Genomic DNA, 14,031 nt, shown 5'->3' on the forward strand with positions numbered 1-14,031 from the left:
ACCCGATCCTTCTGTCCAGGAACGGGTTTTTTCAGCTGGATTATATTTTTGCCGGCTGCTCCAATATCTCCACTACCCCCTGTGTACCATCCACACGAACAAACTGGCCGTCTTTCAATCGCTCCGTCGCACGATCAATACCGACAACAGCCGGAATCCCGTACTCCCTGGCCACGACGGAACCATGAGTCATCAATCCCCCGGCCTCCATGATCAGCGCTCTGGCGGAGTGGAACAAAGGGGTCCAGCCCGGATCGGTATAGGGAGCAACGAGAATATCCCCTTTTTCCAGATTCCCTTCTTCCAGGTTACGCACCACCTTGACATAGCCTTCAGCAAGGCCGGGGGATACCGGAATTCCGGACAAAGCGCCGGGAGGAACCTGCACACCGCTTCTCCTGCCGGTGATCACTTCGCCTTCGCTGGTCATCACCCGCGGCGGTGTCATTTTTTCATATCGGGCAAACTCCTGTTTGCGCATGGCGATCAACCGGGCGACATCCTCCAACCGGTTTTCCAGCAGAGCGATGATTTCATCCAAGGTCAGATAAAAAAGATCTTCTTCATGCTCGATTGTTCCCCTTTCACGCAAAAACCGCCCCTCTTCCAGAATCGCTTGCCGGTAATGATCAAAACATCGGATGATCATATACTTGGGAAGTTCACGAAGCCCCATCAGATTGCGATAGACCGCGATCAGGCGGGAAATCCACTTCCGTTTCAAATATCCGCCCCGTTTTTTCCTTAAGCAGGCCAGAATCTCCTGTGCCGCCTCCTCCGCTTCCTTTTTGCCACGGTTGAATTTCTTTCGATGTTCCCCCGGTTCATTGCTGCGCATATGGCTTAAAATAGAGGGAACGAGCATCGTCGGCGATTCGCGCCACCTCTTCCTCGTCAGATCGATTTCCCCCGGACAGCGCATACCGTACCGTTCCATAAACCGGTGCAACTCTTTCTTAAATTCGGAACCTCCCGGAAACAGAACCAGCCCTTCATAAAACGTGCGATCCTCCGCTCTGTCAAGATAAGCGGCCAGCTGGGGATACGGCCGCAGGAGATCAGCCAGATCACCGATCATCAATCCCATTTCGCTCGTCACATTGCCGGGCAGCGATTTGTTCAAAGCGGCGATCTTTTCTGCTTGATCCTCTCCCAGCCACTTTTTGCCGAGATGCAAAAGCATTCTTTGCGCAACGAACGCCGCCAGCAGTCCGGGAGCCAATTCACGTCCATAAAACGATATCCAGTTTGCGATCCTGGCTCGAATCCGCTTGATCCGTTCCGGTCCGTTGACGGAAAAAATCTCGTTTTGGCACCGGGCGACGGCTTTCTCGACTGCTGCTTCCGCCCTCCGTGCCACATCCTGCAGATTTTTGCTGAACATCGTTTTTATCAGCCTCGGATATCCTTTAAGCATGCTGAAATAAAAAATCCCGATCAGGGGAATCATCTTGCATTTGGAAGCACGGTACAATGCGGCCTCCTTTAAAAAATCTTCACGGGCAAGGAAACGGGAGAGCGCATCGCTCATCAATTCATCATTGCTCTTGAGCGACCGGGGCAAACCTTTCCGAAATACTTTCCAGTACATCAGTTCCGTTGGATCAAAATAAAGCCTGCCTCCTGCTTCCACCAACATCCTGCCACGCGAATCCCCGGATCTCCTGCCTAATGGCATCAACGTCCGCCAAACCGAAAGCGCCAGCGGTTTCATCGCGTCCGTCATCATCTGGGTGTGGCCAAACGAGCAAAACACACGCAAGCGCCCGTCAAGATGGGGAGGAAGAGGAAAAAGAGTGGTGATCGGCCGGCTTTGCAGGACAAAAAAGCGGTCACCGGACAATCCCCATTCGATATCCTGGGCTGCCCCGCAGTGACATTCAATCTTTTTGCCCAGCTCGGCCAGTTTCAAAATTTGCTCATCGGAAAGAGCCTGTTTCCTGCCCAGCTCGGGAGAGAGTTCGACGACCTCCATCCCTCCATTTCGCGCGGGAAGAATCACCTTGTTCTTTTCACTGATTTGCTTTTTCACAATTTCTCCGTTTCGGACCTGATAAAGATCGGCTGAGACAATACCGGAGACCAACGCTTCACCGAGTCCAAAACCGGCTTCGATGGAGATCGTCCCACGATGACCGGAAACCGGATCAGCAGTAAATAAAATGCCGGAGACCTCAGACATGACCATCTTTTGCACCATTACAGACAAAAAGACAGTGCGGTGAGCAAAACCGTTCTTAATCCGATAGAGGATGGCCCTGTCTGTAAACAGCGATGCCCAGCACCTTTTTACAGCTTCGAGCAGTCGGGCAGCGCCTTGCACATTTAATATCGTATCCTGTTGTCCGGCAAATGAGGCTGTCGGAAGATCTTCAGCCGTAGCACTGGAGCGAACCGCATAAGCATGCTCCTGTCCCGATTGTTCCCATGCCCCGATGATTTCTGCCTCAAGATCGGCAGGGATGGGAAGCGATTGCAAGTGATCACGAATCTGCCGGCCCATAATCCGCACATCTTCAAGCTGACCGGGCCGAAGTCGATCAAGCGAATCAAAAAACCGCTTCATATCCTCGCTAGTTTCAATAAAGCGGCGGTATGCTTCAGTCGTAATGCAAAATCCCTCAGGCACCGGAAACCCCGCTCTGAGCAACTCACCCAAGTTGGCAGCTTTGCCTCCGACTTCAGGGAGATTTCTACGATCAATCTCATGCAAGTGCATCACAACTCCGGCCATCTTGGATCACTCCTCCTCCATCCAAAGAAAATTAAGACTATTCCATCCGCCCGTCTTTTGTTTTTACCACTGCATCATCACTTCAAATCCGCTCCGACCAAAATCCTGCACCTTGTCTGGCCTGAAACAATACACTAAATAAATCCATCTCCCCCGCCACATAATAAGATCATCATATTTTTCAGGGATTGGAGGGAAGGAGAATGAAGCACAGCAAATCGGAAAAACAGATTGCCGGGGAAAAAGCGACGGATTACATAAAAGACGGAATGGTGGTCGGGCTCGGAACCGGCTCCACTGTGTATTACACCATTAAACGGCTGGGTACCCTGGTGAAGAAAGGACTGAAGATTGAAGCGGTCTCCACTTCTTCCGCCACAACAAAACTGGCCAAATCTCTGGGCATTCCCCTGGTTTCGGCCAATGATGTCTCCCGGATCGATGTCACGATAGACGGAGCCGACGAAATCGATCCCCGTTTTTACGCCATTAAAGGGGGTGGCGGAGCCCTTCTGTATGAAAAAATTGTCGCAACGATCTCCCGGAAAGTAATTTGCGTCGTCGATTCAACCAAGCTGACAAACCAGATCGGCCGCTTTCCCCTCCCGGTGGAAGTAGTACCTTTTGCCTATAAACACGTTCTTAAAAAATTGGCAAAGAATGGACTCGAAGCAACCCTCCGTCTGAACGAAGATAAAAAGCCGTATCTCACGGATGAAAAAAACATGATTCTCGACCTCCGTCTCGGACGGATTGAGTCTCCGACGGAATTGGCGGATTGGCTAAACGGAATCCCCGGGATTGTCGAACACGGACTGTTTATCGATTTAATCAACGAAGTCATGGTGGGAGAAAAAAATCTGTGCAAAATACTCAAACGAAAACAAGACCGTTAAGAGAAGCGCAGTTCCATGCTCTTCTCACGCATACGGAGAAGCCTCCCTGTTTTCCCTGTACTTTCGCCAACTGACAAATCCGAGCACACTGGCGATCAACCCGCTCACCCACAAAATCACTTTGAAAAAATCACCTTCATTCCAGCGATATACGGTCGCCATCACATCCCGTTCCGATCCGAAAAAAAGGGGATTGAGCAAACTCTTAAGCTGTGTCACCCCGATTTTCAGTTTGTCCATTTCCGTTTGATTGCGCAAAAAAGTGACCAATGAATCGACTTTGCTGATCGTAAAAGGGCTTTTGGCCACGATCAACGCCGGCCGGATGATCTGATAATGTTCATAAAACTGGTCGACCCCCTCTTGCACGGCATGACGATCGTTCATCCTGATCGCTTCGTCAATCATATCCAGATCTTTTTTCAATGGCTGATAATATTGCTGCCACATCGGTTGATTGGGATGGGTGAGTGCATCAAAAGCCAGCTGTAGGCGGGCAGCCGCATCCGCGATTTCCTTGCTGTTTGGCTGTACCCGGTTTAACGCCCCCTCCATCTCCATGATCACTTCCGCCAAAGCATGAATTGACTCAATCCGCAAATTCAGTTTGGTAAAATCCGCTTTGGAAAAACGGCCCGACAACTTCAACAGTTGGTCTCTCGCCTTTATGTATTCACCGGCACCGGCCCATTTGGCCACTTGATTAGCAAGGCGCGACCACTCCTCAGTCTCCAAAGAACGCATGCCGGTTGCATGAACGGCAGGGACCATCATTTGAAACAGGCAGGCAAAGATCACTGTCAGCCAAAATGTTCGCAAAGGTCCCACTCCTTTCTGAATCACCGATCACCTTACCTCATCCTATTCAGCTTGTTCATTCCGTTATGCCCGCAAAAATAAAAAAGCCGGTTATTTCCCGGCTGAAGACAAAAGGGATTCGTTTTTACGGCGCCGGCTGCTTTCCAGCATCGACAACGCGGAAAACAGCAATATCGAGGTGAAACTGAGAAGTACGGTAAACAGACCGACCCAGTCATCATATACTTCGAGGGCTGCGGTCAACCACGGATGAAGATCCAAACCATAATCCATCAGGTCGTTGAGCAATGTCCAGGCTGCCACAATTTGAATTTCCCGCCTCCTATAGGTATAAAACGGAACAAACAGCAACCCTTCCATCGCCATTCCGAAGTGGGAGAACATCAACATCCAATGCTGCCAGGACAGCGCCTCTGTAAACGGCAGCGGATCGAGCCATCCTTCCCAGATGATCATCACAACCGCCCAAATTCCGTATTTAAACAACGTAATTGAAGCGAATGCCTCCAGCAGGGGACTTCGCCGCGAACATAAATATCCCAACAGCACCAGGGTAAAAAAACCGCTCGCTGTCGGACTGTCCGGCACAAATATATCCAAAATCCGGGGACTCGTATCCATCAGTTGATTTTTGTACCAATAAAAACCGTAAATCGTCCCCAGAAAGTTGACAATGAATAAACTCCACAACACCCATCTCTGTTCCAAAAGACGTATGATCCAGTTTTTCATCCTGCTGCCACCTTTCTGCTTCCGACCCATGTTGCAAGCTGAGAAGAAAAAACCTGGCCACAGGAAAGGAATAGGCCAGGTTTGCTCTCCACTATTTCTGTTTTTGCTGCAACAGCCAATTGATCAATACTTGTTTTTCTGCCGGAGATCCTTGGAACATCCCAGCAGGCATGGCACCGCGGCCATGATCGATAATGTGGTTAATCTGATCATGGGTAAGCCGATTGCCCACTCCGAGCAAGCTGGGACCGTTTAACCCCTGCAGATGATCCCCGTGACATTTGATACAAGCATTTTTCTGGTAAATCCTGTATCCCTGTTCATTTAAACCTATAACCGTGGTATCATTTGGTTTGCGACCCGGTACGGATTCCGACTGCAGTTCGTGCTGGTATTCGGCCGCCCAGGTAAGAGCACAAATAGCGATCAGGGTGACGATCATGATCCCTGTAGCCATTGGCCGTTTGAGTGGTCGCCGCTCTTTGCTGCGGTCAAGCCACGGTACCAGCATCAATGCCAAAAAAGCAATGCCAGGCAAGAGCACGGTACCGATGACGACAAACGGACCCGATGCCCATTTATACTTGAGCAACTGGTATAAAAACAAGAAGTACCAGTCAGGCACCGGCAAAAAGCTGGTATTGGTGGGATCGGCCAGTTCTCCGAGCGGAGGTTCTTCCGACATGACCAACGTCATAAACCCGACGAGGAAAACAGCCGCCACCATCCACTCTTTCAGAAGGAAGTCAGGAAAGAAGGCTTCCGTTTTACCTGGAAACTCAGCATAATCCTTTGGATACAATTTCTTGCGGTCTGCACGAACGCGCGAGTCTCCCACATAGTGGACTTGTTTATCATTTCCATTGGAATGGTGTGCCAAGTGGATCCCTCCTCACGCGTAGACCTTATAGTGGTCCGGATATGCCCTGACGACGAATCAGGATAAAGTGAACGCCCAACAGTGCGAGCAATGCGGCCGGCAGGAAAAACACGTGCAATGCGAAGAAACGTGCCAGCGTTTGCGCACCAACGATATCGCCCCCTTGCAGAAAAGAAGCGATATAGGGACCAAGCACCGGAACGGATGCGGCGATCTGCACCCCTACCTTGGTCGCAAAATAAGCTTTATTGTCCCAAGGCAGCAGGTAACCGGTGAAACCAAGCCCCAACATCACGCCAAAAATCAACATGCCCACAAGCCAGTTGAATTCGCGGGGATGTTTGTACGATCCGGTAAAAAACACGCGCAGGGTATGTAAGAAAAGCATGACGATCGCCACACTCGCTCCCCAGTGGTGCATTCCCCTTACAATCGCCCCCATCGCCACTTCACTTTGCAAATAAGCGACACTGGCGTGAGCGTTTACAATGTCAGGTACATAGTACATGGCCAAGAACATACCGGAAAGGATCTGGATGACGACGACAAAAAAAGTCAAACCCCCGAAGCAGTAGATAAATGCTGAAAAATGATGGGCAGGGTTGACGTGTTCCGGTACTTCGTGGTCAGCGACATCGCGCCATAGCGGCGTAATATCCAATCGTTCATCCACCCAGTCGTAAATGGCGCGCAGCATTCGCTACACCTCCGTTTCACAGAGCGATTAAGTTTTTTGCAGTGGTCCAATCAACACTCTTCCATTTTCCACTTTTACTTCATAGCGGTCTAACGGCTTTGGCGGAGGAGTACCGGGTACGTTCGTCCCATCCTTGTAGTACCGGCCAAAGTGGCATGGACAGAAAAATTCATTTTTGTACATCGGGTTGCTGTTCCAGTTGACGGTACAGCCCAAATGTTTGCAAATCGGTGACAGGGCGATGATCTCACCCTTGACCCGAACCACCCATGCCGTCAACGTTTCCCCTTTTGGCGGATTATACCAGCCATCTTTCCGATGCTCCGTAAACTTGACTTGTTTGGGTATGTCAGTCACTTCTGACTCTTTCAGGTTCACGTCATGAAAATTGCCTTTTTCCCCTTTTCTAAGAATTGGGTCAATGGCGAAGCGAACCATCGGAAAGAGCATTCCCGAAGCCAGAAACCCGGCTGTCCCACCCAGCGTGTAGGTCAAAAACTGACGGCGGGAAACTTTTTTGCTCACGTGTCCGACCTCCTTCTATACGGCTTTCGAACCGTCCACTCGGACCGGAATCTTATTATGCTAGAACACCTATCTTTTACTAGGACATATACCATGATAGCGAATTAATTCCTTAAAAGTCAAGAAACTGTCATGACTTTAAGCCGACAATATTAATACTTTTTTTTGAAAATTTATGAATGATTTTGCCACATATTTAGTACTTTTTCAAAGAGTTCCCCGTGTTCCGACTCCAATGCCTCTTCAGCGGGCTGTCCTTCGGAACGGTTTACGACATGACAGACGGTGGAAATGAAGCCGCCCGGCGGTTCATCTTCCAGCAAGTCGGTCAAAAAACCCTGATTCGGGCCGGCGATCAGCACCAGATAATAGAATCCTGATTGATTCATCTCTCTTATTATTTCACTGATGTAGGCTTTAAATACATCAGGATTTTGACCAATATATGAAATTGAAGGGAGCAGCAGAATCCGCCCCGTCAAACTTTTTTCCAGCTCTTCCGCCACCGCTTCGACCAGACGGCTGTCCCCCGCTTCGACCGCCTTCTCCCTCAGGGTCAGGGAATGAACCGGGATCAGGAGCGTATCAACAAAAGCTGCAACTTCTTTCCACTCGTTCTCATTCATTCGTTTCCATCTCATATTTTGCCCTCTTTTCCGGAAAAATAAAAATGCCCAGCAACTTCTGCTGAGCATTATATCGAATCTGACATCAGGACTCCAGTATTTTAATCCATTGTTCGCTGAGCTGTAAAAACGCTTGTTCGTCCCGTTCTTCAAGGGCATGATCAATCTTTTTATACAATTCACGCCGCTGGAAATCTTTTACCGCCTGGTCAAGAAGCATCTCCGCGAACAGACTTAGCAAGTGATCTTGCACCAAGTCATGTTTCTCCATGGGATTAACCTCCAATACCGCGGCATATTCGGGTGATTTCGCCCGATCTTTAAAATAGAGGCCGATATATAAATCTTCATGCGGATAGGTCCGAATATCGTAAAAGGCGGTTTCCACATCAGCGCCTACTCGCTTGTTCTTCGTAAACCGAAAAGAAACCATCTTGCTGCACTTGGTCGAAATCATCATCGATTTCGGCAGATGGCGAACATGGTCAACAAAATGAACGCGTTTGAGAAGTTCGTCGCTTGAGGACAGGTAGCTGAGAAGCCATGCTGCTTCTTTTTTTTGCAGTTCGTATTTCTGCAAAAACCAGTGGATGAATTCCTTTTTCTCAGCCACCGAGACCTTGCTCTTCATCCTTCCCAACCCCTTAAGACACAAGCAAAGTTGAAGTTGATTCACTGTATGTTCCCAGAAGGGTGAAGTTTCTGTTTCCGTAATAATTGATTCGACCCATTTTTACTGATTTCCTGCTTCGGAACCCTCTTTTATGAATCCGTCCTCGATCGCCTGTTCGCGAAACGCAACGATTCCCCTCAACCATTTGATTCCCGAAGCAGTCAAGGAAACATAGGAAGTTTCCTCATCCCATCCCAGCGCGAGAACACCGAGATGAACCAGCATCTGCACTATTTTCTGAAACAGGCTCTCTTTCGTCTCGTAGAAATAAGGGGATAACCAAGGCTCCACCGCCTGATAAACCGCTTCAGTGCGAATCCAGCCCGGGTAACCGAGCAGAGTGATCCAGCGGACCACCATGGGCAGATGCGGAATCGGTTTGCGATAGAGCCGAAGCCAAAAACGCAACATTTGTTTTCCTTGGTCTTCTTTGCTTCTTAATTTCCCGGAACCAGCATCTGTTAAACATAAATATCCTTCTTCACTTTCGATAAAATACCCCTGATAAAAGGCATAATCGTACAGAAAGGCGAAGCGATCAGGATAGAGGTGATAACATCTGCCGAAACCGAAGCGGGGGCCTTTATGTTCCAAAGGTTTTTCTTCTATATAAAAAGTTTTGAATAACTGTTTTTGCTGTTGTTTATACATTGAACCACTGGCAGTAACCCGCACGATCTCTTTCGCCAAAAAATCAAGAAAATGATACAGATCTGCAACGATTTGCCCGCTCTCGTCCCGGTAAAAGGAAGGAGGCGTTTTCCGCACATCCCTGCTGTTTCTGTAAGGTTCAGCCAAAATATCCAACACCCGGTCTCTCATGTCGGAAGGCACATGATAGAGATATTGCGTTTGGTGTGAATAACCGGGAAACAACCAACCTCGTTTCAATGCGCTTACGATGAGCTTCCGCGGTTCTCCCTCTTCTCCCCTCAGGGCCGCCCTCCCTTTGGCAAGCAATTCCTCCATTGTAAAACTGGGACTTTGATCCAGAACCACCTGTTCCAAAAAAAGCTTTTCCGCCGTCGTGAGCTTCAAAATCATTTCCTTTATGTAGTTCTTTTTTCCCATCATCTGCAGCAGCGAACAGATTAAATCCCGTTTGGAATGAGACCCACGGCTTTGGCAGCCGTAATAGCGGTTCATTTGTTTCAAATGTTCAATGTCGGTATATGTAAGCCAGTCCGCCATCCGCATAGTCTGATCTTCCCTTCTGTCGCTAGTTATCCTTATTGTGGACGAAACGAAAGGAAGATAGACTCAGGTGGAAGTCAAAAAGTCGATTGATGAAGCCGTTCCTCTTTCATTCCTGCTCTCTCCTCGTCCAAATCGGTAATTTTAATCACGCGGCCAAACAGAAAGAGGAGCAGGTAAACCATAAAAATCTCGAGAGAACTAAAAAAATGCCAAGGAAAAAATAATACGAGCAGGTCTCCGAGCAAATTTTTCCAATCGCGACAAAAGGATTGAACAAGCGGCGCATTTTCCAACAATAAGGGTAAATGGAAGATGACGAATCCCAAAATCGACTGTCGCATCGGCAAATGATGGACGTGTTTTGCGGAAGATCCAAGCCCCAGATAGATAAAAAAAGTAAACGCTCCGACGATCAGAACCGTCCATTCTGTGACCATATCAGCAATAAGGGAATCATGAAACCACAAGGATATCAGAAAAGGAAAAAACCATTGCTTTAAGCTGATCACCACCGCCACAGTCAAAAAAATTTCTGCCCCGATGCGCCGATAGCGCTTCATCATAGACAACCACCACCTCATCACACCATTATGACAAAACGCATAAAAAAAGAACCGCCCCTGATCAAGGGCGGTGTGCACAGGACGTACAATATTGGATAGGAGTGGAGAGAAACCATACTGTATTTCCCATTATACGAAGCAGGTCGGACAAGGTCAATATGTTTTTCCTAATTTTCTGATTTGATTTAATTCCATCTCATGGATTTTATTGACAAATCTGGGAAACGATACATCGATGGCCTCCGTATGCTCGACAATCACTTCCTGTTCTGCCGCCAGCCCGGCAATAGCCATCGCCATGCCAATCCGGTGGTCGCCGTGGCTGTCACATCTTCCCCCGGATAAAACGACCGGCCCTTCAATGATCATTCCGTCTTCTGTCTCCTCGATTTTGGCCCCCAATTTTCGGAGTTCGTTCACCGTCGTCGCAATCCGATTGGTTTCCTTCACTTTCAGTTCTTCAGCGTCCTTAATGACGGTGGTTCCCTTCGCCTGGGTGGCGACCACGGCCAAGATCGGGATTTCATCGATGAGCCGTGGAATCAGTTCGCCACCGATCGTCGCACCTTGTAACTCACCGGCGGTCACCGTCACGCGTCCCACCGGCTCATTGCACCAGCTGCCCGTTTCTTCAATTTGAATTTTAGCCCCCATCATGGCCAGGGCATCTAAAATTCCCGTCCGCGTCGGATTGAGTCCCACATCCTCAATCGTCACCTCCGCCCCGGGAACGACCAGCGCTGCAGCCAGCAGAAAAGCGGCTGAAGAAATATCACCGGGAACTTGTACCCTTGCTGCGGACAAATGCTGTCCGCCGGCGAGGGAGACTTCCCGGTCGCGCACCTCCACCTGGCAACCGAACGCCGGCAACATCCGTTCCGTATGGTCACGCGAACGGCTTGGCTCGATGACGGTTGTCATCCCTTCTGCTTTTAAACCGGCCAGCAACAGACACGATTTCACCTGTGCGCTGGCCACCGGACTTTCATAACGAATCCCCGTCAGTTTGCTTCCCCGGACTGCCAGCGGTGTATAGCTTCCATCTCTCCGTCCGTCAATCACGGCTCCCATCCGGCGCAATGGTTTTACCACTCGTCCCATCGGACGGCGGCCAATTGATTCGTCCCCGACCAGCGTGGCAAAAATCGAACTGCCGGCGAGAATGCCGAGCAGAAGCCGGATCGTGGTTCCTGAATTCCCGACATCCAGCGGCACACGAGGCTCGGCCAGACCTGCAAAACCTTTTCCTTTGACTCGTACGGAAGTGGGAGATGTCCGCTCAATCTCCACCCCCATCTGACGGAAACAGTGAATGGTACTCAAGCAATCCGCACCCGGTAAAAATCCTTCGATTTCCGTGACTCCTTCGGCGATCGAGCCAAACATGACGGAACGGTGGGAAATCGATTTATCGCCGGGAACCTTCGTCGTCAATCGAAACGGCCCAAGACGCGATGTACGAATCATACGCTGACTTCCTCCAATCGTTCTTCCTCTGCAAATACGACATAGTTTGCCTCGCGCAATGCCATGATCGCGTTTTGATAATGTTTTTCCTGTTTAAAGGTCAATTTCAGCACACCGGGGATCTCTTCGCGGTTTTCCATCACTTCCAGGTTGCTGATATTGATCTCTTTTTCACCGAGCAGGGTAGCCACCTTTCCGATGATCCCCGGCCGGTCGGGAACGTCGACATAGAGGGTGTAACGACGTTCCAGTATTCCTTTTTTCCGGTCGGGAAGCTTACTGCGAATGGCCCGGGAACGGGTGAAAAAATGTTCGATGCACTCCGGATCCGTTTCCATGATCGCTGAACGCACCCTTGCCATTCTCTCGATCCAGTCATCCATCAATTTGATCAGTTCTTCACGGTTGGTGAGCAACACATCCCGCCACATGATCGGATGGCTGGCCCCAATCCGGGTCAAATCGCGAAACCCGCCCGCCGCCAGACGATGAAACCATTCGTTATCCTCTTTGTAATCCCCCACCATATTGACCAGCCCGGCGGCGATAATATGAGGCAAATGGCTGATTGCACCGACAATGCGGTCATGGTGCACAGGATCCATAATCACCAGTTCCGCTTTCGTCGCAAGCGCGAGCAAACGGCTCAATTTCTGGACGGCGGCGAGGGATGTGTGTGGTTCCGGAGTCAAGACGTAATAGGCATTTTCAAACAATAAAGATCGGGCGGCCTTGATGCCCGATTGATGTGAACCCGCCATCGGATGGCCGCCGATAAAAGTGATTCCGCGGCCGCTCAGCTTCCGGCCGCTGCGCACTATTTCCGCTTTTGTACTGCCGACATCGGTCACGATGCAGTTTTCTTTCAAAGGCAACAAGTTCAGCTCTTCAATTGTCTGTTTGATTTTCCCGACAGGAAGGGCGATGATGACCACATCCGCATCCCGGACAGCTTCGTCCAACTTCGTGGTGCCTTCATCGATGGCCCCGATGGCTTTGGCAAACTGCAAATCCTGCTCGTTTCTGTCAAAGCCAATCACAGTGACATTTGTTCGCTCTTTCAGTCCCAACGCCAATGAACCGCCAATCAGCCCGATTCCGAGTACGGCTATTTTTTCAGGCATTGCTTGGAATCGTTCCTTTCTTTTTCAGAAATTCGGCCAAGCTGTGCAAAAAGCGTTCGTTCTCTTCCTGTGTTCCGATGCTTACCCGAATGTGTCTCGGGAAGTCAAGCGCTTCTCCCGACCGCACGATCACCCCTTGACGCAGGAGAGCCTCAAACACTTCGCCCGCCGGGAAACCGGTATCGATCAACAGGAAGTTCCCGTGTGCCGGGTAATAGCCCAGCCCCCATTCCTCCAGTTTCTCCGTTATTTTTTTCAGTCCGAGCCTGTTCTGGTTGCGGCAGTAAACGACAAACGACTGATCTTCCAGTGCGGCGATCGCTGCAGTTTGTGCCAGACGGCTGACATTAAACGGCTCGCGAACGCGGTTGAGCTCGGTAATCACATCGGGATGGCCCACACCGTAGCCGATGCGAAATGCCGCCAACCCATAAATTTTGGAGAACGTGCGCAAGACCACGATCTGCGGATTGTAATCAAGCAAGGATAAGGAATCAGGATAGGACGGATCAGTCACGTACTCATAATAAGCTTCATCAATGACAACCAGCACGTGCTCCGGGACCCGGTCTAGAAAATCGCTCAGATCATCACCGGAGACAATGGTCCCCGTCGGATTGTTGGGATTGCAAATCCAGACGACCCGCGTTTTCTCAGTGATCGCCTCCAACATTCCCTCCAGGTCATGCACCCCGTTTTTAAGCGGCACTTTCACCGGAGTCGCCCCTTCGATCCGCACCACCGTCTCATAGCGCGGGAATGTGCGGTCGGCCATCACCGACTCCGTTCCCGGTTCCAGATAAGCGCGGGCAATCATTTGCACTACTTCATCCGAACCATTCCCGAAGATAATCCTGCGGGGGTCCGTTTCCAGATGCTCGGCCAGCTTCTCCCGCAGTTCCGGAGCCAGGCCCTCGGGATAAAGGTGAAAGCGTCCTTGCTCCCCAGCGCAGGCCAAACTTTTGGTGAACAACCAAACGGGTTTTCATTGGAGGCCAGTTTGATCACTTCCTCCAATCCCAATTCTCTCTTTACTTCTTCCAGGGGCTTACCCGGTTGGTAAACAGGCAATCCCCGGACGGTCGCCTTCGGTTGCAT

The 14,031-nt window shown here is 50.0% G+C and carries 13 protein-coding genes and 1 pseudogene; 1 reads left to right on the forward strand and 13 read right to left on the reverse strand.

Annotated features, from left to right (window positions below):
- Positions 1 to 40 precede the first annotated feature (40 nt).
- Positions 41 to 2,734, reverse strand: a complete 2,694-nt coding sequence (locus JG50_RS0112250) for a phosphoenolpyruvate synthase (RefSeq protein WP_033101409.1) — start codon at positions 2,732 to 2,734, stop codon at positions 41 to 43.
- 203 nt (positions 2,735 to 2,937) lie between these two features.
- Here JG50_RS0112250 and rpiA point away from each other — a divergent pair, with 203 nt between their 5' ends.
- Complete coding sequence (gene rpiA, locus JG50_RS0112255) at positions 2,938 to 3,630, forward strand: ribose-5-phosphate isomerase RpiA (protein ID WP_033101410.1); 693 nt, start codon at positions 2,938 to 2,940, stop codon at positions 3,628 to 3,630.
- A 24-nt stretch (positions 3,631 to 3,654) separates the two neighbouring features.
- Here rpiA and JG50_RS0112260 read toward each other — a convergent pair whose 3' ends face one another.
- From JG50_RS0112260 to hisC, 12 genes and pseudogenes are all read right to left on the reverse strand, one after another.
- Positions 3,655 to 4,449 (reverse strand): sporulation protein YpjB, encoded by a 795-nt coding sequence (locus tag JG50_RS0112260; protein ID WP_033101411.1) that lies wholly within the window; start codon positions 4,447 to 4,449, stop codon positions 3,655 to 3,657.
- Positions 4,450 to 4,539: 90 nt separating this feature from the next.
- Positions 4,540 to 5,181 carry a DUF1405 domain-containing protein gene (locus JG50_RS0112265; protein ID WP_033101412.1) on the reverse strand — a complete coding sequence of 214 codons (642 nt, stop codon included), beginning with the start codon at positions 5,179 to 5,181 and terminating at the stop codon, positions 4,540 to 4,542.
- A gap of 91 nt (positions 5,182 to 5,272) precedes the next feature.
- A complete protein-coding gene (locus JG50_RS0112270; RefSeq protein WP_033101413.1) occupies positions 5,273 to 6,061 on the reverse strand; it encodes a menaquinol-cytochrome c reductase cytochrome b/c subunit in 789 nt (262 codons plus the stop codon).
- 25 nt (positions 6,062 to 6,086) lie between these two features.
- The gene (gene qcrB, locus JG50_RS0112275) at positions 6,087 to 6,758 is read right to left on the reverse strand and encodes a menaquinol-cytochrome c reductase cytochrome b subunit (protein WP_033101414.1); all 672 of its coding nucleotides are present in this window, start codon (positions 6,756 to 6,758) and stop codon (positions 6,087 to 6,089) included.
- A 27-nt stretch (positions 6,759 to 6,785) separates the two neighbouring features.
- Positions 6,786 to 7,283: a ubiquinol-cytochrome c reductase iron-sulfur subunit gene (locus JG50_RS0112280; RefSeq protein ID WP_033101415.1), complete on the reverse strand. Its 498-nt coding sequence runs from the start codon at positions 7,281 to 7,283 to the stop codon at positions 6,786 to 6,788.
- A gap of 173 nt (positions 7,284 to 7,456) precedes the next feature.
- Positions 7,457 to 7,924: a DUF2487 family protein gene (locus JG50_RS0112285; RefSeq protein WP_033101416.1), complete on the reverse strand. Its 468-nt coding sequence runs from the start codon at positions 7,922 to 7,924 to the stop codon at positions 7,457 to 7,459.
- Between the two features lie 70 nt (positions 7,925 to 7,994).
- Positions 7,995 to 8,540, reverse strand: coding sequence for a ReoY family proteolytic degradation factor (locus JG50_RS0112290; protein ID WP_033101417.1), 546 nt, complete (start codon positions 8,538 to 8,540; stop codon positions 7,995 to 7,997).
- A 102-nt stretch (positions 8,541 to 8,642) separates the two neighbouring features.
- Entirely contained in the window at positions 8,643 to 9,779 is a 1,137-nt protein-coding gene (locus JG50_RS0112295; protein WP_033101418.1) for a hypothetical protein, read from the reverse strand.
- Positions 9,780 to 9,853: 74 nt separating this feature from the next.
- Positions 9,854 to 10,342, reverse strand: coding sequence for a hypothetical protein (locus JG50_RS0112300; protein WP_033101419.1), 489 nt, complete (start codon positions 10,340 to 10,342; stop codon positions 9,854 to 9,856).
- Positions 10,343 to 10,495: 153 nt separating this feature from the next.
- Entirely contained in the window at positions 10,496 to 11,809 is a 1,314-nt protein-coding gene (aroA, locus tag JG50_RS0112305) for a 3-phosphoshikimate 1-carboxyvinyltransferase (RefSeq protein ID WP_033101420.1), read from the reverse strand.
- The gene (locus JG50_RS0112310) at positions 11,806 to 12,933 is read right to left on the reverse strand and encodes a prephenate dehydrogenase (protein WP_052154282.1); all 1,128 of its coding nucleotides are present in this window, start codon (positions 12,931 to 12,933) and stop codon (positions 11,806 to 11,808) included. Before JG50_RS0112310 ends, aroA begins: the two co-directional genes overlap by 4 nt.
- Positions 12,926 to 14,031: pseudogene (hisC, locus tag JG50_RS18300) on the reverse strand (histidinol-phosphate transaminase). The gene JG50_RS0112310 and the pseudogene hisC overlap by 8 nt, the downstream one beginning before the upstream one ends.

The sequence above is a fragment of the Thermoactinomyces daqus genome, assembly GCF_000763315.1.
GTDB classification, from domain to species: domain Bacteria; phylum Bacillota; class Bacilli; order Thermoactinomycetales; family Thermoactinomycetaceae; genus Thermoactinomyces_A; species Thermoactinomyces_A daqus.

Bases quoted from the DNA above. Each gene is read 5' to 3' on its own strand.
- qcrB (WP_033101414.1), bottom strand. From the start codon at position 6,758: ATGCTGCGCGCCATTTACGACTGGGTGGATGAACGATTGGATATTACG.
- JG50_RS0112265 (WP_033101412.1), bottom strand. From the start codon at position 5,181: ATGAAAAACTGGATCATACGTCTTTTGGAACAGAGATGGGTGTTGTGG.
- JG50_RS0112290 (WP_033101417.1), bottom strand. From the start codon at position 8,540: ATGAAGAGCAAGGTCTCGGTGGCTGAGAAAAAGGAATTCATCCACTGG.
- JG50_RS0112310 (WP_052154282.1), bottom strand. From the start codon at position 12,933: ATGCCTGAAAAAATAGCCGTACTCGGAATCGGGCTGATTGGCGGTTCA.
- JG50_RS0112295 (WP_033101418.1), bottom strand. From the start codon at position 9,779: ATGCGGATGGCGGACTGGCTTACATATACCGACATTGAACATTTGAAA.
- aroA (WP_033101420.1), bottom strand. From the start codon at position 11,809: ATGATTCGTACATCGCGTCTTGGGCCGTTTCGATTGACGACGAAGGTT.
- rpiA (WP_033101410.1), top strand. From the start codon at position 2,938: ATGAAGCACAGCAAATCGGAAAAACAGATTGCCGGGGAAAAAGCGACG.
- JG50_RS0112285 (WP_033101416.1), bottom strand. From the start codon at position 7,924: ATGAGATGGAAACGAATGAATGAGAACGAGTGGAAAGAAGTTGCAGCT.
- JG50_RS0112250 (WP_033101409.1), bottom strand. From the start codon at position 2,734: ATGGCCGGAGTTGTGATGCACTTGCATGAGATTGATCGTAGAAATCTC.
- JG50_RS0112300 (WP_033101419.1), bottom strand. From the start codon at position 10,342: ATGATGAAGCGCTATCGGCGCATCGGGGCAGAAATTTTTTTGACTGTG.